We start from the raw sequence: 25,625 nt of genomic DNA on the forward strand, positions 1-25,625 counted from the left end.
GTCGTGGGTTAGACGGCGTCGATCATCTGATCGGCGGCGGACAGCGGCCGGCGCGCGCTCTGCGCGGGCGTCGGCTGCGGCAGACCATGGGGCCTGTCGTGCGACTTGCCGCCAGGCAGGGCGGGACCCGAGCGCATCAGCTTGAGCATGTAGTAGATGCCGGTGCCGAACACGAGGAAGTAGACGACCACGAACGTCATCAGCGACAGGCCGACCTGCTGCGTGGTCAGCGGCGATACCGCCTGCGACGTGCGCATCACGCCGTAGACGACCCACGGCTGGCGGCCCGCTTCCGTCGTGACCCAGCCGGCCAGCAGCGTGACGAAGCCGCTCGGCCCCATCGCGACGCACAGCCGCTGGAACCACTTCGCTTCGAACAGATGCCCGCGGCGCCGTAGTACCCAGGCCGCGATCGACATCGCGATCATCAGCACGCCGAGGCCGGCCATGATGCGGAAGCTCCAGAACACGACGGTCGAATCCGGCCGGTCCTGCGGCGGAAATTCCTTCAGGCCGCGGATTTCTCCGTCCCAGCTATGCGTGAGGATCAGGCTGCCGAGGTGAGGCACCGACACCGCATAGCGTGTGGTCTCCGCCTTCATGTCGGGAATGCCGAACAGGTTCAGCGCGGTGCCGCCCTTTTCGGTATCCCAAAGACCTTCGATGGCCGCGATCTTCGCCGGCTGATACTCGCGCGTATTCAGGCCGTGCTGATCGCCGACGAATGCCTGAATCGGCGTGAGGATCAACAGCAGCCACAGCGCCATCGAGAACATCTTCTTGACGGCGGGATCGCGCCGGCCGCGCAGCAGATGCCAGGCGCCGACCGCCGCGACCACCAGCCCCGCGACGATGAACGCCGCGAGCGCCATGTGCGCGAGCCGGTACGGGAAGGAAGGATTGAAGATGATCTTGAACCAGTCGAGCGGCACGACATGGCCGTCGACGACTTCGAAACCCCGCGGCGTCTGCATCCAGCTATTGGACGCGAGAATCCAGAAGGTCGAGATCAGCGTGCCGATCGCGACCATCAGCGTCGCGCCGAAGTGCGCGCGCGGACTCACGCGCTGCCAGCCGAACAGCATGATGCCGAGGAAGCCCGCTTCGAGAAAGAACGCGGTCATCACCTCGTACATCAGCAACGGGCCGGTGATGGGCCCGGCGAAACTCGAAAAGCCCGACCAGTTGGTGCCGAACTGATACGCCATCACGACGCCGGAGACGACGCCCATGCCGAAGGCCACTGCGAAGATCTTTGACCAGAACAGACAAAGATCTTTGTAGTACGCCTTGCCGGTTTGCAGCCAGCGCCATTCGAGTACGGCGATGAAACTCGCGAGACCGATGCTAAGCGCGGGGAAAACGATGTGAAAAGAAACGGTGAATGCGAACTGAATGCGGGCGAGATCGAATGCCGATATTGCGGAGGTCATGATCGTGTTGTGCGCGATGGCCGCTCGAGTGGAATTACGCGCGTCGACCGGTGTCGATACGCACTGCGCTGGACGGATGGCGCAAGAGTAGGGGATCGAAACAAAATGTGTTGCGATGCGTTGTGCGTCAAAAAACCGCCTTGTTTTATTCGAAACGAGCTTATTGACGGCATAAGCCGTTGATGAGTCTCACGTTTCTTTTATCGGCTGTGGCGTTGCCGTGCGCGCGTTGCAGCGCGAGCTGCGTCAATCGACCGCGCTGCAGCAATGCGCTTCGTCGCGCGGCTCTCTGACTTGCCCAGCTTCGGTCGCCGGCCGTCACCGTCGTCAACCGACAATCGATCCATCGGAACCGACTTCCTCGGTCCGCATGGGAATCAAGCGATTTATTTTACTTTTATGCTTGTGTCGTTTCCCTTATTCATTGACGTATCCGCGCGACGTTCTGTCATGCATCGCGCGCATGCTTCGTGAACGGCTTTCGCTTTATCCACCTGCCGGCGACGGCAGACTTCACCGATAAGGAGTCAGCAGATGAGCACGATCAGGACGAAAGACGGTACCTCGATTTTCTACAAGGACTGGGGCAAGGGCCGCCCGGTCGTGTTTTCTCACGGCTGGCCTCTCACCGCGGACGCGTGGGATGCGCAGATGCTGTTTCTCGGCAGCAAGGGCTTTCGCGTGATCGCGCACGACCGGCGCGGTCACGGCCGTTCCGAACAGCCGTGGGACGGCAACGAGATGGACACCTACGCCGACGATCTCGCCGCGCTGATCGAACATCTCGACCTGCGGGACGCGACGCTGGTCGGCCATTCGACGGGCGGCGGCGAAGTCGCGCATTACATCGGCCGGCATGGCACGGCGCGCGTCGCGAAGGCCGTGCTGATCGGCGCGGTGCCGCCCTTGATGCTGAAGACCGCGGATAATCCGCTCGGTCTGCCGATCGACGTGTTCGACGGCCTTCGCAAGAGCGTCGTCGACGATCGCTCGCAGTTCTTCAAGGATCTGGCCGTGCCGTTCTACGGCTACAACCGGGAGGGCGCGAAGGTGTCGCAGGGCGTGATCGATTCGTTCTGGCGGCAAGGCATGGCCGGCTCGATCAAGGGGTTGTACGACTGCATCAAGCAGTTCTCCGAAGTCGACTACACCGAAGACCTGAAGAAGATCGACGTGCCGACACTGGTGCTGCACGGCGACGACGACCAGATCGTGCCCATCGACGCAGCGGGCCGGCAGACCGCGAAGATCGTCAAGAACGCGACGCTGAAGGTCTACCCGGGCGGCCAGCACGGCATGTGCACGGTCGAGGCTGACAAGGTGAATGCTGACCTGCTCGAATTCATCGGCTCCTGAGCGCTCGGCAACGTCATGGTGGGCTGAGGTGACGACGCGGGCGGCGGATGGTCGCCGCTTGCGTCAATCGTTCGTTCCAAAATGCGGCTTTAGATATACGATGTCACACAAAAGCTTCGATCGCATCTCATTGATTTTTAATGGTATGCGGGACTTCGCGCAATCCATTTAAGGGTAAATGCGGAGTTGAAATCCATGGGGCCATCGTCGATAGTACGTTGTCGTACAACCGGAGCGCGGTTCGCGGCCCGCTCAACCCTGTGCCGGTCCCCTGTCGACCTCGCGCGCGGCGCAGTAAAAGGAACCCCTTATGAAGAAAATTGCCCTGAGTGGCGCCGGCGGCCAGCTCGGCTCCGTGGTACGTGCTGAATTCGTCGCGCGCGGTGTGCCGTTGCGCTCGGCTGCCGGCTCGAAAGTGCTGACGCCGCTCGTCGACGGCGAAGACGTGATGAATGGCGATCTGCGCGATCCGGCGATCGTCGACCGTCTGCTCAACGGGGTGGACGTGCTGATTCATTTCGCGGGCACGAGCGTCGAGCGTCCGCTGCCTGAAATCATCGAAAACAATCTGCGCGGCCTCGTCGAAGTCTACGAAGGCGCGCGCCGCAACGGCGTGAAGCGCATCGTGTTCGCGAGCTCGAACCACGCGATCGGCATGTATCCGGTCACCGAGCATCTGAGCCTCGACTGCGAACTGCGCCCGGATGGGTTCTACGGGCTGTCGAAAGTGTGGGGCGAAGCGCTCGCGCGCATGTACTGGGACAAGCACGGCATCGAAAGCGTGTGCGTGCGCATCGGCAGCTGCCTCGAGCGCCCGACCGAGCCGCGCCACCTGAGCACCTGGTTCGGCCACAAGGACCTGTTTCATTTTCTCGATCGCTGCATCGAAGCGGAGGACGTCGGCTTCCTGACCATCTGGGGCGTGTCGGCCAATACGCGCAGCTGGTGGGACAACAGCGGCGCGGCGCGTCTCGGCTACGAGCCGAAGCAGAATGCCGAGGACTACGCCGAAGAGATTCTGTCGCGCCCGAATCCGCTCGATGAACTGGGCCAACGCTTTCAGGGCGGCAGTTTCGTCGGCATCGACTATTCGCGTAAGGGTTGAGCCCCGGTCGGTTTGACGGGCGTTGCATCACGCGAGGAGCGGCAGCGTGGCGACGGCGAAAAGATGCGAATAACAGTTGGCTCTGGTGGGCCGATTCAATGAAGGAAGCGGCGCCCGTAACTGGGCGCCGATTTTTCTGTGTGGCGGGTTCCGAGGCGGCCGACTGCCTGAAGGTGTAGCGGTGCAAGCACCGCTCCCGACAACAGCGCGCTTACGCGGTCGTCTGACCGATCTCGTGATTCGCGAGCACTTCGAGCGCGCGCACCATCGCCGAGTGATCCCAAGCCTTGCCGCCGTGCGCGACGCACGCGTTGAACAGCGCCTGGCAAGTGGCGGTGTTCGGCAGCGACACGCCGAGCGCCCGCGCGGTCGACAGCGCGAGGTTCAGGTCCTTCTGGTGCAGTTCGATGCGGAAGCCCGGATCGAACGTGCGCCGGGTCATGCGCTCGCCGTGCACTTCGAGAATGCGCGACGATGCGAAGCCCCCCATCAGCGCCTCACGCACGCGCGCCGCATCGACCCCGGCCTTCGAGGCGAGCAGCAGCGCTTCGCCAACCGCTTCGATGGTCGCCGCGACGATCACCTGGTTGGCGACCTTGCACACCTGGCCCGCGCCGACCGCGCCGATCAGCGTGATGTTCTTGCCCATCATGTCGAAGAGGGGCTTCACGCTGTCGAAGGTGGCCTGCTCGCCGCCGACCATGATGGTCAGCGAGCCGGCCTTCGCGCCGACTTCGCCGCCCGACACGGGCGCGTCGAGATAACCGGCGCCGGTTTCGCGCACGCGCGCCGCGAAGTCGCGGGTCGCCATCGGCGAGATCGAGCTCATGTCGACGACGGTCTGGCCCGCGCGCAGCGCGCTCGCGAGACCGTTCTCGCCGAACAGCACGCGTTCGACGTCCGGCGTATCCGGCACCATGATGAAGATCACGTCCGCGTGCTCGGCGACCGCGGCGGGGTTCTCGCATGCGACGGCGCCTGCCTGCGTAAGCTCGGCGGGCACGCCGCTGCGCGTGAAGGCGGCGAGCGAGACGCCGTTTTTCAAAAGGTTGGCGGCCATGGGCTTGCCCATGATGCCCAGTCCGATAAAGCCTGCTTTTTGCATGGAATGCTCCGAAGATGTCGTGGCGGTGACGTTCAAGCCTCGCCCGCCTGTTTCTGCATGAAGTGTTTCTGCACCGCTTGCGCGGCGCCTTTGAGCAGCCCGAGATCCGCGCAGACCGCGACGACGCGCGCGCCCATCGACAGATAACGTTCCGCGTCCGCCTGCACCGGCGCGAGAATGCCGCTCGACTTGCCGGCCGCCTGCGCGCGCTCGAACACATGCGCGATCGCCTGTTGCACGTCCGGATGGTTCGCATTGCCGAGGTGACCAAACGAGGCCGCGAGGTCCGACGGGCCGATGAAGACCGCGTCGACGCCGTCCACTGCGAGGATGCTGTCGATCGTCTCAACTGCCTTGCGGCTTTCGATCTGTGGGATCACACAGACGTTGTCGTTGGCCATCGAGAAATAGTCGGGTACGGTGCCATAGCGGTTGCCGCGATGGCCGACCGACACGCCGCGGATGCCCTGCGGCGGGTAGCGTGTCGACGCGACCGCGCGGGCGGCGTCGTCGGCGCTGTCGACGAAGGGCACGAGGAAGTTCGAGAAGCCGCTGTCGAGAAAACGCTTGATCACGACGCTGTCGTTGGCCGGTGGTCGGACAACCGGCGCGCTGCCGCTGTCCTTGAGCGCCATCAGTTGCGGGATCAACGTGAGCACGTCGTTGGGCGCGTGTTCGGCGTCGAGCAGCATCCAGTCGAAGCCGACCGTGCCCAGCAGTTCGGTGGCGATCGGACTCGCGAGCGACGCCCAGCAGCCGATCTGGACTTTTCCTTCACGCACCGCGCGCCGGAAGCGGTTGGGCAGGGATTCGTAAGGCGTGACGGCGGGCATGCGGTGTCTCCTCGAACTGCGATGGATCGGGAAAACTGCGACAATGCTGAACCGCGAATTGGGGGTTATAAGTCGTCGTATGACTAGCCGTAGATTAGCACCGCACGGCTCGGTTGTAACGGGCGAGTATACCCCTATGCCCCTGTCAGACAAGCGTTTCGGGTTGCATGGGGCCCCCGCTATGTTGTAGGATGACCTATATCTTTAGCTACGTTTAAAGGAAAGCGAGAAATGCCTATTACCGGTGAAATGCTGATTGGTCGCAAAGCGGTGCGCGGCCAGGAAAAACCGCTGCGCGCGTTCAATCCTGCCACGGGTTCCGAGATTGCCGAGCCGGTGTTCGGCAGCGGCACCGTCGAAAACGTCGAGCAGGCGTGCTCGCTCGCGCAACAGGCGTTCGACGCCTATCGTCAACTGCCGCTCGCAGTGCGCGCCGAGTTTCTGGATCGAATCGCGGACGGCATCACCGCGCTCGGCGACGAGCTGATCGAGCGCGCCCAGGCTGAATCGGGCCTGCCGAAGGCGCGGCTGGAAGGCGAGCGCGGCCGCACCACGGGCCAGCTGAAGCTGTTCGCGCGGACCGTGCGCGCGGGTCAGTGGCTCAACGCGACGCTCGACTCGCCGCTGCCGGAGCGCAAGCCGCTGCCGCGCTCGGATCTGCGTATGCAGAAGATCGCGCTCGGCCCGGTCGCCGTGTTCGGCGCGAGCAACTTTCCGCTCGCGTTCTCGGTGGCGGGCGGCGACACCGCCGCGGCGCTTGCGGCCGGCTGCCCGGTCGTCGTGAAGGCGCACCGCGCACACCTCGGCACCTCGGAGCTGGTCGGTCGCGTGATTCAGCGCGTCGCGCAGGAAATGGATCTGCCCGAAGGCGTGTTCTCGATGATCGTCGGCGCGGGCAACTCGGTCGGCGAGGCGCTGGTCGCGCACCCGGCCATCAAGGCGGTCGGTTTCACCGGTTCGCGCGCGGGCGGCACCTCGCTGATGCGTGTCGCGGCTGCGCGTCCCGAGCCGATTCCGGTTTACGCGGAAATGAGCAGCATCAACCCGGTGTTCCTGCTGCCGAACGCTCTGTCGGCGCGCGGCGACAGCATCGCGCGCGGTTTCGTCGACTCGCTCGTGCTTGGCGCGGGTCAGTTCTGCACGAACCCGGGCCTCGCCATCGCGATCGACAGCGACGCGCTGAAGGGCTTCGTCGCCACGGCATCGGAAGCGCTCGCCGCCAAGCCGGCGCAAACCATGCTGACTTCGGGCATCCACGCCGCGTATGAAGATGGCGAAAGCAAGCTGGCCGCGACCAAAGGCGTCGAAGTCGTGGCGCGCGGCGTGGCGGCGACCGGACCGACCCAGGCGTGCGCAGCGCTGTTCGTGACCGACGCGCAGACGTTCCTCGCAAACCCGGCGCTCGAAGACGAAGTGTTCGGCCCGGTGTCGACGATCATCCGCTGCAAGGACGAGCAGGAAATGCTGAAGGTTGCCGAGCACTTCGCCGGCCAGCTGACCGCGACGCTGCAGATGGACAGCGCCGACGTGGCGGCCGCGAAGAAGCTGGTGCCGATTCTCGAGCGCAAGGCCGGCCGGATTCTGGTCAACGGCTTCCCGACCGGCGTCGAAGTGTGTCACGCGATGGTCCACGGCGGCCCGTTCCCGGCAACCTCGGACAGCCGCGCGACCTCGGTCGGCACGACCTCGATCGACCGCTTTCTGCGCCCGGTGTGCTACCAGGACTTTCCGGCGGAACTGCTGCCGGAAACGCTCGCCGACGGCAATCCGCTGGAACTGTGGCGTCGTCGCGACGGCGAACTCACGCGCGGTTAATGGCGTGACGCTGTGCTGAACGGATACGCGCCCGGGCTGACCGGCCCGGGCGTGCCTCGAAGGGAAGGGCGAAGGCCCGCGCAGGATAAAAAATGGCCGGAAGATTTCCGGCCATTTTTTTCGCCCGCGCGCTTCGCGAGAATCAGCTATTCGCTTCGTTCACTTCATTCGCGCGGCGCAGCCGCTCGCGGCTGTTGGACAGATGCATCCGCATCGCCGCGCGTGCGCCTTCCGCGTCGCGCCGCGAGATCGCCTCGAGAATGCTCTCATGCTCCAGATTCACGAGTGACAGGTACGCATCGGGATCGGCGTGCGCGATGCCGGCCGAGTCGAGCCGATTGCGCGGAATCAGCGCGCTGCCCATCTGCGACAGGATGTCGACGAAATAGCGGTTGCCCGTGGCGCGCGCGACCGAAATGTGGAACTGCAGATCGGCTTCCACGCTGTCGAGCCCGTTATGACGCGTCGCCTCGATCGCGTCGAGCGCGCTGCGCATGCGGGCGAGGTCGTCCGGTTTCGCGCGTTGCGCGGCAAGACCTGCGCATTCGGTTTCGAGGCTGATGCGCAGCTCCAGGATGGACAGCACGTCGCGCAGCGTAGTGGCGGGCACCATGTCGATGCCGAGCTTTTCGCGCTGCGGCTCGAGCACGAAGCTGCCGATGCCGTGCCGTGTCTCGATGATCTTGCCTGCCTGCAGGCGCGAAATCGCCTCGCGAATCACCGTGCGGCTCACGCTGAGCGTGTTCATGAGCTGCGATTCGGTCGGGAGTTTGTCGCCCGGCTTCAGCACGTTGGCTGCGATCTGCTCGGTGACGTAGTTGACGACGAACTCGGCAAGATTGCGAGCGCGTCGTGGCGGTGCCGCGGATGCTAGTGGTGTAGCCATCGAAAACGCTCCTTGTCTCGAAGATTGCTGGAAATCCTGCATTTTTATTATATCGTCGTCTGACGACTGATTATATTAGCGCCGAATCATTTTCGACGCCAATACGCCATCGATCGGCGGATGCCCGGCGTTTAGTACCTCGGTCCGCAAAAAACGCGCGAGGTGCCGGCCCCAAGCAGCCCGGAAGTACGATAACTGAGACGATAACCAAGCCTATAACTGGCTCACGCCGCGCGCAACTCGACCCGCCGAATGTCCTTGACGATCACGAGATAGCTGATCACCGTCAGCAGCGCATTCGCGCCGACAAATATCAGTGCGCCGTTGAACGAGCCCGATCGCGCGACGAGGTAACCGATCACGATCGGCGTCACGATGCCGGCGATGTTGCCGAACATGTTGAAGATCGCGCCGGACAGGCCGAGCGCTTCCTTCGGCGACGTATCGGCGACCACCGCCCAGCCGAGCGCGCCGATGCCCTTGCCGAAAAACGCGAGCGACATCAGCGCGACGACGATCCAGTCGGTCGTCACGTAATTGCAGCCGATGATGCAGGTCGACAGCAGCATGCCGCCGACGATCGGCACCTTGCGCGCGACGGTCAGCGAACAGCCGCGGCGGATCAGCCCGTCCGACAGCACGCCGCCGAGCACCCCGCCGAGAAAACCGCAGATCGCCGGCAGCGAGGCCACGAACCCCGCCTGCAGAATCGTCATGCCGCGCGCCTGCACGAGGTAGATCGGAAACCAGGTCAGGAAGAAATAGGTCAGCACGTTGATGCAGTACTGCGCGAGATACACGCCGAGCAGCATGCGGTTGCCCAGTAGCTGGCGCACCAGCGACCAGCCGCCGGCCTTCGATACGTCGTCCGGGCGCGTCTTGCGCGCACCGTTGACGAGGCCGCCGCCTTGCTCGATGTACTCGAGTTCGGCGCGCGACACGCGCGGGTGGTCGGCGGGATTCTTCATCACCTTGAGCCACGTCAGCGCGAGCAGCAGGCCGGCCACCCCCATCACGAGGTAGACCGTCTGCCAGCCGAACGCGTGCGTGAGCCACGCCATCAGCGGCGTGAACACGACCGCGGCGAAGTATTGCGCGGCGTTGAAGATCGCTGACGCGGTGCCGCGCTCGCTGGTCGGGAACCAGCTCGCGACGACCTTGGCATTCGCCGGGAATGCCGGCGCCTCGGCCGCGCCCATGACGAAGCGCAGCGCGAATAGTGCGGTGATCGCCGCTCCGGCGCTGCCGAGCAGGCCGACCGAGCTTTGCAGCAGCGTGAACAGCGACCACGAGAAGATGCTCGCCGCGTACACGCGGCGTGGGCCAAAGCGGTCGAGCAGCCAGCCGGCCGGCAGTTGCGACAACACGTAGGCCCAGCTGAATGCGGAAAAGATGTAGCCCATGCGGATCGCGTCCAGGCTGAACGCGGTGCGCATCGCGGAACCGGTGACGGACAGCGTCGCGCGGTCGGCATAGTTGAGCGTCGTGATCACAAAGATCAGCAGCAGGATGCCGTAGCGAACCTTGGTGCGTGCCGCGCTAGCGGCGGCATGGGTGGAACTGGCCGGGCGGCTCAAGTCCATGGGTCGTCTCCTGGATTGTCGGGGGAGGTGTAGCCTTCGCGCGGGGCGGTCCGCAGGCCGCCTGCCTGTCCGTGCAAATGCACAAACGCCCGGCAACGTTGCCGTGCCGGGCGTGCGCAACGGGGCCGTCTATGCGGCCCTCCCTGATGAGGCGCGAGCTGCCTGGCTCGAAGCCGTCACGGCGGTGCCTTACTGCGGTCCGAGCTTCTTGATCAGCGCGTCGAGCTGCTCCAGTTCTTCCGGAGTCAGATCGGTCAGCGGTGCGCGCACCGGACCCGCGTCGTGGCCGACCAGCTTCGCGCCGGCCTTGACGATGCTCACCGCGTAGCCTGCGCGGCGGTTGCGGATCTTCAGGTACGGCAGGAAGAATTCGTCGATCAGCTTGCCGACCGTGGCGTGGTCGTCAGCGGCGAGCGCGCGGTAGAAGTCCATCGCGGTCTTCGGAATGAAGTTGAACACCGCCGACGAGTACACCGGCACGCCGAGCGCCTTGTAGGCCGCCGCGTAGACTTCCGCGGTCGGCAGGCCGCCGAGGTAGGAGAAGCGGTCGCCGAGGCGGCGGCGGATCGTCACCATGTTTTCGATCTCGCCGACGCCGTCCTTGAAGCCGATCAGGTTCGGGCAACGGTCGGCGAGGCGCTCGAGCATGTCTGCGTTGAGCTTGGAGTTCGCGCGGTTGTAGATGATCACGCCCATGTTCGGCACGGCCTTGCAGACCTGTTCGGCGTGCTCCGCAATGCCTTCCTGGCTCGCTTCGGTCAGGTAGTGCGGCATCAACAGGATGCCGTGCGCGCCGAGGCGCTGAGCTTCCTTCGCATAGGCGATCGCCACGCGGGTCGGGCCGCCCGCGCCGGCGAGGATCGGTACCTTGCCCTTGCAGACTTCGACCGCGGTGCGCACGACCTGCGTGTAGTCGTCTTGTGTCAGCGAGAAGAATTCGCCCGTGCCGCCGGCGACGAACAGCGCCGAAGCGCCGTACGGAGCGAGCCATTCGAGGCGCTCGGCGTAAGTGTCGGCGCGGAAGTCGCCTTTAGCGTCGAAGTCGGTGACGGGAAAGGAGAGAAGGCCTTCCGAAACGATCTGCTTGAGTTCCTGCGGTGTCGTCATGTTGAGTATTGATGCGTCGGATTACGTTGTTAGTCGGATCCAACCGGTACAACGGACGTCGTACCGGTAGAAATTCGTTGGAAACCAGATTTCTTATACGTCATCGTACAACAAGAAATCGGACAACTCAACGGGGTTTTCGCGGCATAATGCACCCCATAGGGTAAATACGGAACATCCCAGCAAGATTTGCTGTTGTAGGATGACGTATGATTGCTGGCGAAGCAGGCTGATTACGCCTCAAGGATCGATCAATGGAACAAACTCCGCTCTACATACGCGTTCATCCCAATGACAATGTCGCGATCGTCGTCAACGACGGCGGTCTGGGAGAGGGCGCGGTGTTTCCCGATGGCCTCGAGCTGCGCGAGCGTGTGCCGCAGGGCCATAAGGTCGCGCTGGCCGATCTCGCCGAGGGCGACGAGGTCGTCCGCTACAACGTGGTGATCGGCTATGCGCTGAAGCCGCTGCCGAAGGGCAGCTGGATCAACGAGCACGTGATCCGCATGCCGAGCCCGCCGGGGCTCGAAGACCTGCCGATCGCCACCACCAGGGCGCCGGACATGCCGCCGCTCGAAGGCTACACGTTTGAGGGCTACCGCAACTCGGACGGCTCGGTCGGCACCCGCAACATTCTCGCGATCACGACTACCGTGCAGTGCGTGGCCGACGTCGTGCAACACGCCGTCACGCGCATCAAGGCCGAGCTGCTGCCGAAATATCCGAACGTCGACGATGTCGTCAGCCTCGGCCACACGTACGGCTGCGGCGTCGCGATCGACGCGCCCGACGCGATGGTGCCGATCCGCACCGTGCGCAACCTCGCGCTGAATCCGAACTTCGGCGGCGAAGTGATGATGGTGAGCCTCGGCTGCGAGAAGCTGCAGCCCGAGCGTCTGATGCCGCCGGGCACGATTCCGATCGCGGCGGCCGCGGTGGTCGACGACGTCGCCGATATCGGCGACATGGCGCTGGATCGGAACGGCGACGTCGTGGTGCTGCAGGACGAATCGCACGTCGGCTTCCAGTCGATGATCACGTCGATCATGAAGATGGCCGAGGGGCACCTGAAGCGCCTGAACAACCGCCGCCGCGAAACCTGCCCGGCGTCGGATCTGGTGATCGGCGTGCAGTGCGGCGGCAGCGACGCGTTCTCGGGCCTGACCGCGAACCCGGCCGTCGGCTTCGCGACCGATCTGCTGGTGCGCGCCGGCGCGACCGTGATGTTCTCGGAAGTCACCGAAGTGCGCGACGGCGTCGACCAGCTGACCGCGCGCGCAGCCAACGCGGACGTCGCTGCGGCGATCATCCGCGAGATGCAGTGGTACGACGTTTACCTGAAGCGCGGCGGCGCGGACCGCAGCGCGAACACGACACCCGGCAACAAGAAGGGCGGCCTGTCGAACATCGTCGAAAAGGCGATGGGCTCGATCATCAAGTCGGGCAACTCGGCGATCTCGGGCGTGCTCTCGCCGGGCGAGAAGGTGCGTCAGAAGGGCCTGATCTACGCGGCGACGCCCGCGAGCGACTTCATCTGCGGCACGCTGCAGGTCGCCTCGGGCATCACGCTGCACGTGTTCACGACGGGACGCGGCACGCCGTACAGCCTCGCCGAAGTGCCGGTCATCAAGGTCGCGACGCGTTCGGACCTCGCGCGCCGTTGGCATGATCTGATGGACATCAACGCCGGCACGATCGCGACCGGCCAGTCCAGCATCGAGGAAGTGGGCTGGGAGCTGTTCCGCCTGATGCTCGACGTTGCAAGCGGCCGCAAGCAGACCTGCGGGGAGAAGCTCGGACTGCACAATGCGTTGACGCTGTTCAATCCGGCACCGGTGACCTGATCGGGCTTCCTGCGCCATCACGCCTCACGCGAGCGCCGGTCCAGCCGGCGCTCGCTTTTGTATCCAGTAGATTCAATCGCCATCACAAAAGCCAAGAGACATGACCGATTTGAACGTTGACCGCTCCACAGCAAAGAAACCCTTCCGCCGTCTGCTGCTCACCGGTGCCGCAGGCAACCTCGGCAAGCAACTGCGTCCCGCACTCGCGCAATGGGCCGACATCGTGCGCGTGTCGGATATCGCTTCGCTCGGCGAAGTCGCCGCGCACGAGGAAGCGCACGTCGTCGATCTCGCCGATGAAGCGGCCATGCACGCGCTGCTCGAAGGCGTAGACGCGGTGGTGCATCTCGGCGGCATTTCCATCGAAGCGCCGTTCGAAGACCTGCTCGAAGCGAACATTCGCGGCCTCTACAACCTTTACTCGGCCGCGCAGAAGCATGGCGTGAAGCGCGTCATCTACGCGAGCTCGAACCACGCGGTCGGTTTTCACCCGGTGACGTCGGTTCTCGATACCAACGTGCCGCTGCGCCCGGACGGCATGTACGGCGTCACGAAGTGCTTCGGCGAGTCGCTGTCGCGCTACTACTTCGACCGCTTCGGTCTCGAAACCGTGTGCCTGCGGATCGGCTCGTCGTTCGAGCAGCCGAAGACCGCGCGCATGCTGGTCACGTATCTGAGCTACCGCGATTTCATCGAGCTCGTGCGTTGCTCGCTGTTCACGAACCGCGTCGGTCACGCGATCGTGTACGGCGTGTCGAACAACCGCATCTCGTGGGTCGACAACACGAACGCCGCGTTCCTCGGCTACCGCCCGCAGGACAGCTCGGCGCAGTTCGAGCACCTGTTCCCGCCGAGCGCCCCCGACACGCGCTTCGACGATCCGACCCAGTTGTACCAGGGCGGCCCGTTCGTGCTTGCCGGTCCGATGGAGCCGAAGCGGGAGCCCAAATGACGAGCGCGAATCCGCAGGTAGAGCGGTTCGAGGCGGCGGGTCCGCTGCCGGCGGCCACGGGGGAGAGCCCCGTTTGGCGCGCGGCCGAGCAGGCGCTGTACTGGGTCGACATTCCGGCGAAGAAGATCGTGCGTGGGTCGGTCGCGACGGGCCAGCGCACCGAATGGCTGCTGCCGGAACAGGTCGCCTGCATCTCGTTCGATCGAGCCGGCACGGTGCTCGCCGGCTGCGAGACGGGGTTGTTCGCGGTGACGCTCGCGGATGCGTCGAACGCAGCGAGCGGCGAGCCGCTTACTGCGTCTCTGCGCAAGCTCGCGGCACCTGAATTCCCGCACAGCGGCATGCGTTTCAACGATGGCCGCTGCGACCGGCAAGGACGCTTCTGGGCCGGCACGATGGTCATGGACATGGCCGCGGCGATTCCGGCCGGTGCGCTGTACCGCTTCGACGGGAAAGGCGTGCTGTCCGCGCCCGTCGTCGATTCGCTGATCACGCAGAATGGCCTCGGCTGGTCGCCGGACGGCACGACGATGTATCTGTCCGACTCGCATCCGCTGCGCCGGTTGATCTGGGTGTTCGACTACGACGTCGAGACCGGCGAGCCGCGCAACCGTCGCGTGTTCGCCGATCTGCATCACTACTCGGGCCGCCCGGACGGCGCGGCAGTGGACGCCGACGGCTGCTACTGGATCTGCGCGAACGACGCCGGTCTGCTGCTGCGCTTCACGCCGCAGGGCAAGCTGGACCGGCAGATTCCGGTGCCGGCCATCAAGCCTGCCATGTGCGCGTTCGGCGGCCGCCATCTCGATACGCTGTTCGTGACGTCGATTCGCCCGGCCAGCGGCGCGAGCGAGCACGACGGTCACGTCTTCGCGCTGCGTCCTGGCGTGAGCGGGCTGCCTGAGCCTGAATACGCAGGTCAACTGTAATCAGCCTTACGACAGGCATGCGCCGGGATGAAATTTTTCTCCCGGCGTTCTCAATTATTGGGCGTGCATCGGTAGCCTTTCAATCGTCACTCGTCGTACAACATTCGCGTGGAGTACGGCGGTCCTCATATTTCTTCAGCAAAAATACAACACCTCGCCAGCCCGCGCGGATTCCGTCCCCATTCACTGCCGGACGGCGCGCGGCGTGGTGGCGTGCCACGTCGGTCATAGGTGCCGGCGCTTTTCTTGATGCGGGTAAATACCGTCTGTACAAGTTAAAACCCCTTCAATAGACTTCATATGTCGTCGTACAACATATGAGCCCAAACAAATGGCTTTCTATGTTTGTTCGGAAGCGCAATGCGGCAGGTTTCAGGACGGCACTGCGGTCGTGGTCGATGCCGCATGCATGCCGGAAGCCGGCCGGCGCGATTGAAGTAGGTAGTCGAGTGGTCGACTGGAGTGCTGGGCTATCTGTGCCGGGGAATTCGCACAGCCAGTACGGCAAGCGCCCGCACCTGCGCGGGGCGAGCGTGAAGCCGGAGACGCATCAAAACCATGTCACATCCGCTGTTGCTGGGATGGTCCATTTTTCAAGGAATGTCACGATGAACAAGAAGTTTGCCTCTTCCCGTGTTTCGATGATCGTCGCGGCCGCGGCGTTGGCGTTCAGCACGATGTCGGCTGAAGCGCGCGTGTTCCGCGTTGCCGATGTGCACGGCGACAACTTCCCGACCAACATGGCCGTGAAGTACATGGGCGAGCAGATCAGCAAGGCGACCGACGGCAAAGACTCCGTGAAGGTGTTCGGCAACAGCGCGCTAGGTTCGGAAAACGACACGATCGACCAAGTCCGTATCGGCGCGCTCGACATGGCGCGTTGCAACGGTGCCGCATTCAACGAAATCGTGCCGGAATCGATGATCCCGTCGCTGCCGTTCCTGTTCCGCGACGTCGACCATTTCCGCAAGGTCATGTACGGTCCGGAAGGCCAGAAGATCCTCGACGCCTTCACCGCGAAGGGCATGATCGCGCTGACGTTTTACGAGAGCGGCGCACGCTCGATGTACGCAAAGAAGGCGATCAAGTCGCCGGCTGACATGAAGGGCCTCAAGGTCCGCGTGCAGCCGTCCGACCTGATGGTCGACGAAATCAAGGCAATGGGCGGCACGCCGACCCCGATGCCGTTCTCGGAAGTCTATACGGGCCTGAAGACGGGCCTCGTCGACGGCGCCGAAAACAACCTGCCGTCGTACGACGAGACCAAGCACTTCGAAGTCGCACAGGTCTACTCGGAAACGCAGCATTCGATGACCCCGGAAGTGCTGGTGTTCTCGAAGAAGGTGTGGGACACGCTGTCGCCGCAAGAGCAGCAGATCATCAAGAAGGCCGCGGCTGACTCGGTGCCGTACTACCAGAAGCTGTGGACCGCGCGCGAAGCCGACGCGCAGAAAGCCGTCACGAAGGGGGGCGCAACGATTGTGACGGCTTCGCAGATCGACCGTGCGGCTTTCGTGAAGGTCATGCAGCCTGTGTGGGCAAAGTACGAAAAGACCCCGCAGATGAAGCAGATCGTCGACGAGATCGAAGCAATCAAGTAAGTCTCGCGTCCCGGACGCAATCAGCATCGGCAACGTTTATCGCAGCAGCGGCGTGACAGGTCCCGCGAGGAAACTCGCGAGCGTGTCCGCCGCGCGCTGGCGTGCGCGCGTGCAGAAGGCGTCTCGTCGGGATGGCTGAATTTCAAGCATTAGCCGGTCGTAAGCAAGGACAGGGTCATGAGTTTCCTGAAACGCCCAAATGATTTTCTTTTCCGCGTGTTGCTGGTCGTGGCGTCGTTTAGCCTCGCCGCGCTTTGTCTGCTCGTGATGTATAGCGTGGTGATGCGCTACGTGTTCAGCGACGCACCCGATTACGTCGAGCCTATCGCTTTGTTGCTGGTGATCCTGATCGCGATGTTCGGCGCCGCGCTCAAGGTTCGCGAAGGCGGTCACATCGGACTCGACTCGCTCGTCAAGAATTTGCCCGAGAAGGGCCAGTTGATTGCGAAAGGGATTCAGCACATTTGCCTGATCGCTTTTGCGGTGGCGATTTTCATCGGTTGCTTCGAGATGGCGGAAACCACGATGCACGACCGCATTCCGATCATCGGCGTGCCGGAAGGGGTGCGCTACTGCATCCCCATCTTCGCGAGTGTGTGCATCGCTTTGTTCTCGTTCGAGCATCTGCTCGAGCTCTTCGCCGGGAAACGCGAAGAGCCGGCGCTCGAACTCTCCGCCACGGAATAAAAGTAGAACCATCATGGAACTTGCCCTTCTTACCGCCAGTTTTCTAGTTTTCCTCTTCCTCGGGGTTCCGGTTTCATTCGCGTTGGGCCTGTCCTGCGTTCTGACGTATCTGTTCGAAGGCCTGCCGACCGCGACCGCGATGCAGTCGATGATCTCGGGCATGAACGGCTTCTCGTTCCTCGCGGTCCCGTTCTTCATCTTCTCGGGCGAGCTGATGCTTCACGGCGGCATCGCCGACCGCATCCTGCGCTTCGCGCAGGCCACGGTCGGCCACTTCCGCGGTGGCCTCGGGATGGCCAACGTGGTCGCCTGCACGCTGTTCGGCGGCGTGTCGGGGTCGCCGACCGCCGATACGTCGGCGATGGGCGGCGTGGTGATCCCGCTGATGAAGCGCGAAGGTTATAGCGCCGCCTACGCGGTCAACGTGACCACGCACTCGTCGCTCGCCGGCGCGCTGATGCCGACGTCGACCAACATGATCATCTATGCGTTCGCGGCACAAGGCGTGAGCGGCGTGCTGAACGGCAAGCAGATGAGCGGAGTGTCGATCGGCGATCTGCTGTTCTCGGGTCTGTTGCCGGTGCTGTGGGTGATGGGCTTCGTGCTGATCGCCGCTTACTGGCAGGCCGTCAAGTTCGGCTATCCGCGCCGTCCCGACGGTTCGACCGAACTGCAGCGTTTCCCGGGCTGGATGGCGGTGCTGCGCACGTTCATCGGTGCGGTGCCGGGTCTGATGGTCATCGCGATCATTCTGTTCTGTGTTGCGCGCGGTATTGCCACTGCAACAGAGGCGGCCGCGATTGCCGTGGGTTATTCGCTGGTGCTGACCATCGTCGTGTACCGGTCCTTGTCGTTGGCGAAGCTCGGTCATGCGCTCGGCAAGGCCGCGAAAACGACCGGTGTGGTGCTGCTGCTGATCGGCGTGTCGAACATGCTGCGCTTCCAGATGGCCTATCTGGAGATTCCGGACGCTATCGAACGCATGCTCGACGGCGCGACCTCGCTGCCCTGGCTGATGCTGTTGTACATCAACGTCATTCAGGTGTTCCTCGGTACGTTCGTCGACATGGCGGCGCACATCCTGATCACGACCCCGCTGTTTCTGCCGATGGCAATGCACAACGGGGTGGGCCCGGTCCAGTTCGGCATCATGATCCTGCTGAACTGCGCATTGGGTCTCGTGCATCCGCCGATCGGCTCGGTGCAGTTCATTGGTTGCGCAATTGGCAATGTGTCGATAGGGGAAACTACTAAGGTGGCGTGGCCGTATTACCTCGCTATCTTCTCGGCGATCAATGTAGTCACCTATGTCCCGTGGTTCTCGACCTGGTTGCCGAGCATCATCAACGGTCACCCGGTGTTCTGATCAAATCAAAACGTTTTGTCCACACTCTGCGGTGCTTGGATAGGCCGCGTCAAAAAGGTTTTTAACAGAGGAGTAAAAATGAAAAAGACTCTCGTAGCTTCGGCCCTGGGGTTGGTCGCCCTGGGCGCAAATGCGCAAAGCAGCGTGACGCTTTACGGTATTGTCGATACGGGGTTGGGTTGGCAGAACAGTTCGACGACGCTGAGCCCGACGTCTGGCGCCGCATCGTCGAAGCCGTCGCCGGGTGGTCGCTCGGTCGTCAAGATGATCAACGGCATTTGGGCTGGTAGCCGTTTCGGCCTGAAGGGTTCGGAAGACCTGGGTGGCGGCACGAAGGCCATTTTCCAGTTGGAAGCAGGCTTTAACAGCGCAACGGGCGCGCAAAGCGTGTCCGGGCTGTTGTTCAACCGTCAGGCATGGGTCGGTATGACGAACGCGCAGTTCGGTACGCTGACGGCTGGCCGCCAGTACACGTCGTACTACACTATGCTCTCGCCGTACAGCCCGACCACGTGGCTGACCGGTGCATACGGCGCTCACCCGGGCGATATTGACTCGCTGGATACGGTGTACCGCGCCAACAACTCGCTGGTCTACACGTCGCCGAGCTTCTCCGGTCTGACGGTCAGCGGTTCGTACTCGATCGGCGGCACGCCGGGCAGCTTTAGCGCCGGCCAAACGTGGAGCGTGGCAGCGCAGTACCTGAACGGCCCGGTCGGTATCGCTGCAGGTATCCAGCGTATCGATAACGGCAACTCGGCCGGCGGCCTGTGGGGTGCGAACTCCACGATGATCAACAGCACCACCCCCCCGATTGCGGCGCCTGCCAACTCGGCAATTAACAACGGCTTCCAGACGGCGGCTAAGCAGCAACGCATCGCAGTCACGGGCGGCTACGCATTCAGCTCGGCGTGGGACGTTTCGTTCGCATACTCGAACGTTCAATACGCTGCGGGTACGGGCTCGTTCTTCCACGACACCCAGATCTGGAATACGGGTGGCGCTGTGCTGCACTGGAAGCCGATCTCGGTGCTGGACCTGGCCGCTGGCTATAGCTACACCCGTGCAACCTCGTCGAACGGCATTTCGAGCACGGCTAGCTACAACCAGTTCAACCTGTCGCAGTATTACACGCTGTCGAAGCGTACCGGCCTGTACGCGCTGGAAGCGTATCAGCGCGCTGGTGGCCAGACCCTGGCAGGCAACGGCAAGACCATCATCGACGCAACGGCAAGCATCGGTGACGGTCAAAACGGTTCGCCGGCGTCGTCGCGCAGCCAGGTGGCTGTCGGCGTCGGTATGATCCACAAGTTCTAAACAGTTACTGAATACGTGGCGGCGCGTTGTTTTGCTGCCACAGCGACGCAGCTTTTTGCGTCGTCAGTCTCGCAAGCTGCGCACGTCGAGTGCGCAGCTTTTTTTATTCACGCGCATTTTTTGATGCGTCTGAAGCGCTGGCCTGGCCAGCAATACCCGTCAATTCGTCATGGCCTGTTTCACCGGCGCGTCCTATGTGACGAACTTTCCCGAGCTGTCCACTTCATTCGCCGCGCGTTGACAATGGCTGTATGCGGGCGGCTTGCGCCTGAATCAGGGCTGCGTGCTGCACAGGCTTTCGCGCTACGATAAAAGCCCGGCGCGCCCGCCGCGCCGTTTCGCGAGGAGACGCCAATGCGTGAATTACGATGGGCCTCGGAAGAGGGCGATGGCATCGAACATCTGGTATTCGATGCGCGCGATGACGGCTTCGCCGTCGAAAGCGTCGTGGTCGGGCAGCGCTATGGCAAGGCCTATGGGCTGCACTATGCAGTGCGCTGCGACGCGCAATGGCGCACGCGCTACGCGCGGCTGAAGATCGTCGGCGGTGGCGAAGTGGAATTGCATGGCGATGGCGAGGGCCATTGGCACGACGGCCACGGCCTCGCGCTGAGTTCGATCGAAGGCTGCATCGACATCGATATCGCCGCGACGCCGTACACCAACACGCTGCCGATCCGCCGCCTGCAATTGGCCGAAGGCGAGCGTCGGCCGATCGAGGTCGCGTATATCTCGACGCCGGATTTGCAGGTCACGCGCGCCGAGCAGGCGTACACGTGCATCGCATTGAATCGCGAGTACCGCTATGAAGGCATTTTTCGCGAATTTACCGCGAATCTGACCGTGGATAGCGATGGCCTCGTGATCGACTATCCGACATTGTTCACGCGTTTGCCGCGCGCGCGTTAGGTGTTGCGCTCGGCGCCGGCGCGCTCGTTGCGCCGTCCCGCGCGCCGTGGTTCATCCCGTTCGCATGATGCGCGTCGACAAAAAACCGCCACCCGCGCGAGCCTAGTCGCGCGTGCCGCCTGCCGGGCCTGAAACGTCGTCCGGTCCGGTCGATGCGCCGCGGCCGAGCTTGCGTTGCATCAGCGTCGTGTCGAGCCAGCGGCCGTGCTTGTAGCCGACCGCCTTGAGCGTGCCGATCAGCTCGAAGCCGAGTTGCGTGTGTAACGACAGCGACCCGCCGCTGCCGCCATCGGCGATCACCGCGATCATTTGACGCCACGGTCCGGTCTCACAACGTTCTATCAGCGCCTGCAGCAGCACGCGGCCGATGCCGCGTCCGCGATGCGCATCGCTCACGTAGATCGAATCTTCGATCGTGTTGCGATAGGCGGCACGCGGGCGATACAGCGTCGCGTAGCAATAGCCCGCAATCTCGCCATCGATCTGCGCGACCATGTACGGCAGGCCGTGGCTGCGCACCGCTGTGAGCCGCGCGCGCAGGTCGTCGACCGATGGCGGGGTTTCTTCGAACGAGGCGACGCCGGTCAGCACGTGGTGCGCGTAGATCGCCTGGATCGCGGGGAGGTCGGCTTCGGTGGCGTCGCGGATCAACGGGGCGTGGAGCGGAGGGTCGGTGAGGCTCATGCGTGGTCCTGTCGTGGCCGGTGCAGTCCGGCGGTAGAGTAGCCTTCACTATGCCTGTCGCCGGTGCGGAATTGAAGCGGATCAGAAATCGGCGCGTGCGTGCTAGTTCGATCTCGAGTTCGAGCGATTGGACGAGCACGGAATCACGCGGCGAGGAGCCGTGCGTTGCGCCCGCTTGATGAAGGCCGGTCGAGATTTGCGAGCATGTAGCCGGCGACGCGTTTCGAGGCCGGCTTGAGTTCGGCAAAACGGGCTTCGACGGTTTGAGCACAAGCGGTCGTCATCGTCAGGCGCAGCGCGGGGCCATGGTTGAGCCAATTCGCGAACTGATGACATATCGATCCGCGGCTTGCCAATTCGATCTCGAAAAGGGCTGCTCGCCGCGCGGGGCAACCCGGGTCAGACTGCCGGCCGCACCGGCGCCGCGCGCGCAAAATGCCGTGCGCCGCCCACGCAGGCGACCACGATCACGGTCACGATGATCATCGACGGCGGTACCTGCTCGTGCAGCAGCGCGCCGGCGAGCAGCAGCCCGAAGAACGGCTGCAACAACTGCAACTGGCCGACGGCCGCGATACCGCCGAGCGCAAGCCCGCGATACCAGAACACGAAGCCGATCAGCATGCTGAACAGCGACACATACGCGAGTCCCCACAGCGCGGCGGCGCCAACACCGTCGAACGACGCGGGCCGCGTCCACCAGGCGAGCGGCAGCATCAACGGCAGCGACAGCACGAGCGCCCAGGAAATCACCTGCCAGCCGCCGAGGCGACGTGACAGCCGCGCGCCTTCCGCATAAGCAAGCCCGCATGCGACGATCGCGGCGAGCATCAGCGCGTCGCCGAGTGGCGAAGCATCGATCCCGTGGCGAAGCGCGAACGCGGCCACGGCAGCGCTGCCGAGCGCGGAAAACAGCCAGAACGCCGGCTGCGGCCGCTCCCCGCCGCGCAGCACGCCGAAGATCGCGGTGGCGAGCGGCAGAAGGCCGACGAACACGACCGCGTGCGCGGCACTGACATGACGCAGTGCGAGCGCGGTCAGCAACGGAAAGCCGACCACGACGCCGAGTGCCACTACCGCGAGCGGCATCAGATCGCGCCGCTCGGGCCGCGTCTCGCGGAACATCAGCAATAGCAGCAGGCCGAGGATGCCTGCGATCGTCGCGCGCGCCAGGGTCAGAAACACCGGATCGAGTCCCTGCACGGCAAGCCGCGTGGCCGGCAGCGAGCCGCTGAAAATCAGTACGCCCGCGAGACCGCTGAGCCAGCCGTTGCTCGTTTTGTCCATGGCAAACATCCCTGCGCTGAAAGAGTCTCATGATGCGCGCCACGGCCAAAAACGGTAAGCTACAGATCAGTACAGTTTGCACAAACTGTACTAAACATGGAGCAGTACAGATGGCGGAAAACGGGAACAAGGAGACGGCGCCGGGCACCCGCGTCGGCCTCGTGATGGACAACCTGCGCGAGCGTATCGCGAGCCGCTTGCTGATGCCGGGCGCGCGCGTGCCATCCATTCGTGCAATGACCGACACGCTCGGCGTGTCGAAGTCGACCGTGGTGGAAGCGTACGACCGGCTGGTCGCCGAAGGGGCGATCGTCGCGCGGCGCGGCTCCGGTTTTTTCGTGTCGGGTCATGCGCCTCCGCTCGCGCTGGCCGATCTCGGGCCGCGGCTCGATCGCGAGGTCGATCCGCTGTGGCTCACGCGGCAGTCGCTGGAATCGGGCTCGAAAGTGCTGAAACCGGGCTGCGGCTGGATGCCGGCTTCGTGGCTGCCCGAAGACGGTGTGCGCCGCGCATTGCGTGCGGTCGCGCGCGACCCGCAGTCATTGCTGGTCGACTACGCGAGCCCGGCCGGCTTGCCCGCGCTGCGTCAGCAACTCGCATGGCGGCTCTCGGCGCACGGCGTCGATGCGCCGCCCGAGCAGATCGTGCTGACCGACGGCGGCACGCACGCGCTCGATCTCGTGTGCCGCTTCCTGCTCGAACCCGGCGACACGGTGCTGATCGACGATCCGTGCTACTTCAACTTTCAGGCGTTGCTGCGCGCGCATCGCGTGCGGATCGCGAGCGTGCCGTACACGCCGCAAGGACCGGATCTCGCCGCGTTCGAGCGCGTGCTGATCGAGCAGCGTCCGCGGCTCTATGTGACGAACTCGGCAATCCACAATCCGACCGGCGCGACGCTCGCACCGGCCGTCGCGCACCGGTTGCTGAAGCTCGCCGGCGAGCACGATCTGCTGATCGTCGAGGACGACATCTTCGCCGACTTCGAGGACGAACCCGCGCCGCGCCTTGCCGCGTTCGACGGTCTCGCGCGCGTGGTGTCGATCGGCAGTTTTTCGAAGACGCTGTCGGCGGCGGTGCGCTGCGGCTATATTGCCGCGCGCGCCGAGTGGATCGAACCGCTGATCGATCTGAAGCTCGCGACCACGTTCGGCAATGGTCAGCTCGCAGCGAGCGTCGTGCATCGGATGCTCGTGGACGGCACGTATCGGCGTCATATCGAGGCGATGCGCGCGAAGCTCGCCGATGCGATGGGCGAGACAGTCAGGCGTCTCGGTTATGCAGGCCTCCAGATCTGGACGCGGCCGCGCGCGGGCCTGTTCGTGTGGGCGCGCTTGCCCGCCGCGCTCGATGCTGCCGACATCGCGCGTCATGCGTTGGCGGCAGGCGTCGTGTTCGCGCCGGGCAACGTGTTCAGCGCATCGCAAACGGCGGCTGGATTTCTGCGTTTCAACGTGTCGCAATGCAATCGCCCGAAGGTGTACGAAGCATTGCAACGAGCGATGGACGGCTGCGCCGTTTCGGCCGGAAGCGGCATTTGATCGATCGCGGGCCTTCCTTGCAACGTTATTTGCACAGCAGAAGCATCCGTTCTTCTTCCGAGCAAGGCATGTGCGGTTTCGGGGCGGGTTGCGCGGCCGCCGCGCTCATGGCCGCGTCGCGGTTCGCGAGGCACGCGCGCAGATGCTTCTCGACCGGACCGTAGTACTTCCAGCCGTGCACGAGCGTTGGCAATTCGAGCTTCACCTGTTTCCATTTCGGATGGCCATGCTCCTGCAGATTGTCGAAGTTCGCGCACAACGAGTCGGCGAAATGATTCAGATTGCTGACGGTGTCGCGCAAGCCGTAATCGTAAGTGACCAGAAACGCTTTGACGGTCAGGCCCGGCACGTCTTCCTTCAGCCAGCCTGGGTAACTGCTCTGGCGGATCGTCGTCGGAAAGTAGGTCTGCTTCGCACGGGCCGTCTCGGGCGCGTTTGGATCGGCGGGCAGCAGACGCAGCTGTGACAGCAGCTCGGGTTTCATGGTGGTGAACAGATTCGCCGGCTGCCCGACCACGATGATCGCAACGTCGATCTTCTTCACGATCAATGAGGCGAGCGCGTCCTCGTTGCTTAGATGCACGACGTTCTGCTCGGGGATCGGCTGGCCGAACATCAGGCGATAGAGCGTCGTCGCCGACTGCGCCGTGCCGCTGCCTAGCAGTCCGACGCTGATGGTCTTGTCCTTGATGTCAGCGAGCGTTTTCAGCGGCGAATCCGCTCGCACGACCACGTTAATTTCCTCGTCGTAGAGCGGCATGATGAGCCGCAGCGGCCGGATCGTCGTGCCCGCCTCGGCGTTGCCCGAGTTGGCCATGTCGACGAACGCCTGGTACACGTCGGACTGCACGAGCGCGAGCTTGACGCCAGGCTCGTAGCGCATGCGCTGCACGTTTTCCGCAGAACCCTTCGACGCCACCACCTCCAGGTCGATGCCGACCGGCTGGGCCACCCATTTCGACAGGTCGTTACCGATCTGGATATAGGTGCCGCGCTCCGGCCCGGTGACGATCTTGTAGTGCGCCGGTTCAGCAGCGGCCAGCGAACACAAGACCAGCACCGCCAGCCCCAGCCATCCCGCGAGAAGTCTCTTCAGCATGGTCTTTCTACCTATCGGTCAGGTTGATCCCGCTTCACGCGTGGCGCGTGAAAGCACCAGTGATCCGGCTGCCATGTTCATGCTCTTGCTGCCGCGAGGGCCGGTCCGTCTGTTTGCTCGCAGAGGTCGCACGATACTGTGCGAATCAGCACAGACGGCGGCCGTTTGATTCGGTAGGCGGCTCAA

The 25,625-nt window shown here is 63.8% G+C and carries 21 protein-coding genes and 1 pseudogene; 12 read left to right on the plus strand and 10 right to left on the minus strand.

The window, feature by feature from the left end; all coding sequences use genetic code 11:
- Positions 1-8 precede the first annotated feature (8 nt).
- Positions 9-1,433 (minus strand): cytochrome ubiquinol oxidase subunit I, encoded by a 1,425-nt coding sequence (locus tag LJ655_RS21315; protein WP_230563201.1) that lies wholly within the window; start codon positions 1,431-1,433, stop codon positions 9-11.
- 534 nt (positions 1,434-1,967) lie between these two features.
- Here LJ655_RS21315 and LJ655_RS21320 point away from each other — a divergent pair.
- Positions 1,968-2,789, plus strand: coding sequence for an alpha/beta fold hydrolase (locus LJ655_RS21320; RefSeq protein WP_230563202.1), 822 nt, complete (start codon positions 1,968-1,970; stop codon positions 2,787-2,789).
- 310 nt (positions 2,790-3,099) lie between these two features.
- Positions 3,100-3,894, plus strand: a complete 795-nt coding sequence (locus LJ655_RS21325) for an NAD-dependent epimerase/dehydratase family protein (protein WP_230563203.1) — start codon at positions 3,100-3,102, stop codon at positions 3,892-3,894.
- 211 nt (positions 3,895-4,105) lie between these two features.
- On the opposite strand, the gene LJ655_RS21330 is transcribed toward LJ655_RS21325, so the two are convergent.
- Both LJ655_RS21330 and garL read right to left on the minus strand, forming a co-directional pair.
- The gene (locus LJ655_RS21330) at positions 4,106-5,035 is read right to left on the minus strand and encodes a 2-hydroxy-3-oxopropionate reductase (RefSeq protein WP_268991624.1); all 930 of its coding nucleotides are present in this window, start codon (positions 5,033-5,035) and stop codon (positions 4,106-4,108) included.
- Positions 5,032-5,832, minus strand: coding sequence for a 2-dehydro-3-deoxyglucarate aldolase (garL, locus tag LJ655_RS21335; RefSeq protein ID WP_230563205.1), 801 nt, complete (start codon positions 5,830-5,832; stop codon positions 5,032-5,034). The genes LJ655_RS21330 and garL overlap by 4 nt, the downstream gene beginning before the upstream one ends.
- 231 nt (positions 5,833-6,063) lie before the next feature.
- Between garL and LJ655_RS21340 the strand changes: the two genes are divergently transcribed.
- Positions 6,064-7,647 carry an aldehyde dehydrogenase (NADP(+)) gene (locus LJ655_RS21340; RefSeq protein ID WP_230563206.1) on the plus strand — a complete coding sequence of 528 codons (1,584 nt, stop codon included), beginning with the start codon at positions 6,064-6,066 and terminating at the stop codon, positions 7,645-7,647.
- 142 nt (positions 7,648-7,789) lie between these two features.
- On the opposite strand, the gene LJ655_RS21345 is transcribed toward LJ655_RS21340, so the two are convergent.
- The 3 genes from LJ655_RS21345 to kdgD form a co-directional block, all read right to left on the minus strand.
- Positions 7,790-8,533: a FadR/GntR family transcriptional regulator gene (locus LJ655_RS21345; protein ID WP_230563207.1), complete on the minus strand. Its 744-nt coding sequence runs from the start codon at positions 8,531-8,533 to the stop codon at positions 7,790-7,792.
- A 224-nt stretch (positions 8,534-8,757) separates the two neighbouring features.
- Positions 8,758-10,116, minus strand: a complete 1,359-nt coding sequence (locus LJ655_RS21350) for an MFS transporter (protein ID WP_230563208.1) — start codon at positions 10,114-10,116, stop codon at positions 8,758-8,760.
- A 189-nt stretch (positions 10,117-10,305) separates the two neighbouring features.
- A complete protein-coding gene (gene kdgD / locus LJ655_RS21355) occupies positions 10,306-11,223 on the minus strand; it encodes a 5-dehydro-4-deoxyglucarate dehydratase (RefSeq protein WP_230563209.1) in 918 nt (305 codons plus the stop codon).
- 254 nt (positions 11,224-11,477) lie between these two features.
- Here kdgD and garD point away from each other — a divergent pair, with 254 nt between their 5' ends.
- The 8 genes from garD to LJ655_RS21395 all read left to right on the plus strand — a co-directional run bounded on the left by garD (position 11,478) and on the right by LJ655_RS21395 (position 20,828).
- The gene (garD, locus tag LJ655_RS21360; protein WP_230563210.1) at positions 11,478-13,067 is read left to right on the plus strand and encodes a galactarate dehydratase; all 1,590 of its coding nucleotides are present in this window, start codon (positions 11,478-11,480) and stop codon (positions 13,065-13,067) included.
- A gap of 100 nt (positions 13,068-13,167) precedes the next feature.
- Entirely contained in the window at positions 13,168-14,019 is an 852-nt protein-coding gene (locus tag LJ655_RS21365) for an NAD-dependent epimerase/dehydratase family protein (protein ID WP_230563211.1), read from the plus strand.
- Positions 14,016-14,948, plus strand: a complete 933-nt coding sequence (locus LJ655_RS21370) for an SMP-30/gluconolactonase/LRE family protein (protein WP_230563212.1) — start codon at positions 14,016-14,018, stop codon at positions 14,946-14,948. The genes LJ655_RS21365 and LJ655_RS21370 overlap by 4 nt, the downstream gene beginning before the upstream one ends.
- A gap of 608 nt (positions 14,949-15,556) precedes the next feature.
- Positions 15,557-16,549 carry a TRAP transporter substrate-binding protein gene (locus LJ655_RS21375; RefSeq protein ID WP_230563213.1) on the plus strand — a complete coding sequence of 331 codons (993 nt, stop codon included), beginning with the start codon at positions 15,557-15,559 and terminating at the stop codon, positions 16,547-16,549.
- Positions 16,550-16,726: 177 nt separating this feature from the next.
- Positions 16,727-17,236 carry a TRAP transporter small permease gene (locus tag LJ655_RS21380; protein ID WP_230563214.1) on the plus strand — a complete coding sequence of 170 codons (510 nt, stop codon included), beginning with the start codon at positions 16,727-16,729 and terminating at the stop codon, positions 17,234-17,236.
- A gap of 13 nt (positions 17,237-17,249) precedes the next feature.
- Positions 17,250-18,602, plus strand: a complete 1,353-nt coding sequence (locus tag LJ655_RS21385; RefSeq protein ID WP_230563215.1) for a TRAP transporter large permease — start codon at positions 17,250-17,252, stop codon at positions 18,600-18,602.
- Positions 18,603-18,680: 78 nt separating this feature from the next.
- Complete coding sequence (locus LJ655_RS21390) at positions 18,681-19,919, plus strand: porin (protein WP_230563216.1); 1,239 nt, start codon at positions 18,681-18,683, stop codon at positions 19,917-19,919.
- Between the two features lie 354 nt (positions 19,920-20,273).
- Positions 20,274-20,828: a putative glycolipid-binding domain-containing protein gene (locus LJ655_RS21395; RefSeq protein ID WP_230563217.1), complete on the plus strand. Its 555-nt coding sequence runs from the start codon at positions 20,274-20,276 to the stop codon at positions 20,826-20,828.
- A 102-nt stretch (positions 20,829-20,930) separates the two neighbouring features.
- On the opposite strand, the gene LJ655_RS21400 is transcribed toward LJ655_RS21395, so the two are convergent.
- The 3 genes and pseudogenes from LJ655_RS21400 to LJ655_RS21410 all read right to left on the minus strand — a co-directional run bounded on the left by LJ655_RS21400 (position 20,931) and on the right by LJ655_RS21410 (position 22,799).
- A complete protein-coding gene (locus LJ655_RS21400) occupies positions 20,931-21,512 on the minus strand; it encodes a GNAT family N-acetyltransferase (RefSeq protein WP_230563218.1) in 582 nt (193 codons plus the stop codon).
- A gap of 185 nt (positions 21,513-21,697) precedes the next feature.
- A pseudogene (locus tag LJ655_RS21405) lies at positions 21,698-21,796 on the minus strand (MurR/RpiR family transcriptional regulator); the annotation flags it as partial.
- Positions 21,797-21,911: 115 nt separating this feature from the next.
- Complete coding sequence (locus LJ655_RS21410) at positions 21,912-22,799, minus strand: DMT family transporter (protein ID WP_230563219.1); 888 nt, start codon at positions 22,797-22,799, stop codon at positions 21,912-21,914.
- Positions 22,800-22,909: 110 nt separating this feature from the next.
- Here LJ655_RS21410 and LJ655_RS21415 point away from each other — a divergent pair, with 110 nt between their 5' ends.
- Complete coding sequence (locus tag LJ655_RS21415; RefSeq protein WP_230563220.1) at positions 22,910-24,340, plus strand: aminotransferase-like domain-containing protein; 1,431 nt, start codon at positions 22,910-22,912, stop codon at positions 24,338-24,340.
- 25 nt (positions 24,341-24,365) lie between these two features.
- Here LJ655_RS21415 and LJ655_RS21420 read toward each other — a convergent pair whose 3' ends face one another.
- Positions 24,366-25,439 (minus strand): TAXI family TRAP transporter solute-binding subunit, encoded by a 1,074-nt coding sequence (locus tag LJ655_RS21420; RefSeq protein ID WP_230563221.1) that lies wholly within the window; start codon positions 25,437-25,439, stop codon positions 24,366-24,368.
- Positions 25,440-25,625: the final 186 nt, after the last annotated feature.

This window comes from Paraburkholderia translucens (assembly GCF_020881035.1).
Taxonomy (GTDB): domain Bacteria; phylum Pseudomonadota; class Gammaproteobacteria; order Burkholderiales; family Burkholderiaceae; genus Paraburkholderia; species Paraburkholderia translucens.

Bases quoted from the DNA above. Each gene is read 5' to 3' on its own strand.
- LJ655_RS21315 (WP_230563201.1), bottom strand. From the start codon at position 1,433: ATGACCTCCGCAATATCGGCATTCGATCTCGCCCGCATTCAGTTCGCA.
- LJ655_RS21320 (WP_230563202.1), top strand. From the start codon at position 1,968: ATGAGCACGATCAGGACGAAAGACGGTACCTCGATTTTCTACAAGGAC.
- LJ655_RS21325 (WP_230563203.1), top strand. From the start codon at position 3,100: ATGAAGAAAATTGCCCTGAGTGGCGCCGGCGGCCAGCTCGGCTCCGTG.
- garL (WP_230563205.1), bottom strand. From the start codon at position 5,832: ATGCCCGCCGTCACGCCTTACGAATCCCTGCCCAACCGCTTCCGGCGC.
- LJ655_RS21340 (WP_230563206.1), top strand. From the start codon at position 6,064: ATGCCTATTACCGGTGAAATGCTGATTGGTCGCAAAGCGGTGCGCGGC.
- LJ655_RS21345 (WP_230563207.1), bottom strand. From the start codon at position 8,533: ATGGCTACACCACTAGCATCCGCGGCACCGCCACGACGCGCTCGCAAT.
- LJ655_RS21350 (WP_230563208.1), bottom strand. From the start codon at position 10,116: ATGGACTTGAGCCGCCCGGCCAGTTCCACCCATGCCGCCGCTAGCGCG.
- kdgD (WP_230563209.1), bottom strand. From the start codon at position 11,223: ATGACGACACCGCAGGAACTCAAGCAGATCGTTTCGGAAGGCCTTCTC.
- garD (WP_230563210.1), top strand. From the start codon at position 11,478: ATGGAACAAACTCCGCTCTACATACGCGTTCATCCCAATGACAATGTC.
- LJ655_RS21365 (WP_230563211.1), top strand. From the start codon at position 13,168: ATGACCGATTTGAACGTTGACCGCTCCACAGCAAAGAAACCCTTCCGC.
- LJ655_RS21370 (WP_230563212.1), top strand. From the start codon at position 14,016: ATGACGAGCGCGAATCCGCAGGTAGAGCGGTTCGAGGCGGCGGGTCCG.
- LJ655_RS21375 (WP_230563213.1), top strand. From the start codon at position 15,557: ATGAACAAGAAGTTTGCCTCTTCCCGTGTTTCGATGATCGTCGCGGCC.
- LJ655_RS21380 (WP_230563214.1), top strand. From the start codon at position 16,727: ATGAGTTTCCTGAAACGCCCAAATGATTTTCTTTTCCGCGTGTTGCTG.
- LJ655_RS21385 (WP_230563215.1), top strand. From the start codon at position 17,250: ATGGAACTTGCCCTTCTTACCGCCAGTTTTCTAGTTTTCCTCTTCCTC.
- LJ655_RS21390 (WP_230563216.1), top strand. From the start codon at position 18,681: ATGAAAAAGACTCTCGTAGCTTCGGCCCTGGGGTTGGTCGCCCTGGGC.
- LJ655_RS21395 (WP_230563217.1), top strand. From the start codon at position 20,274: ATGCGTGAATTACGATGGGCCTCGGAAGAGGGCGATGGCATCGAACAT.
- LJ655_RS21400 (WP_230563218.1), bottom strand. From the start codon at position 21,512: ATGAGCCTCACCGACCCTCCGCTCCACGCCCCGTTGATCCGCGACGCC.
- LJ655_RS21410 (WP_230563219.1), bottom strand. From the start codon at position 22,799: ATGGACAAAACGAGCAACGGCTGGCTCAGCGGTCTCGCGGGCGTACTG.
- LJ655_RS21415 (WP_230563220.1), top strand. From the start codon at position 22,910: ATGGCGGAAAACGGGAACAAGGAGACGGCGCCGGGCACCCGCGTCGGC.
- LJ655_RS21420 (WP_230563221.1), bottom strand. From the start codon at position 25,439: ATGCTGAAGAGACTTCTCGCGGGATGGCTGGGGCTGGCGGTGCTGGTC.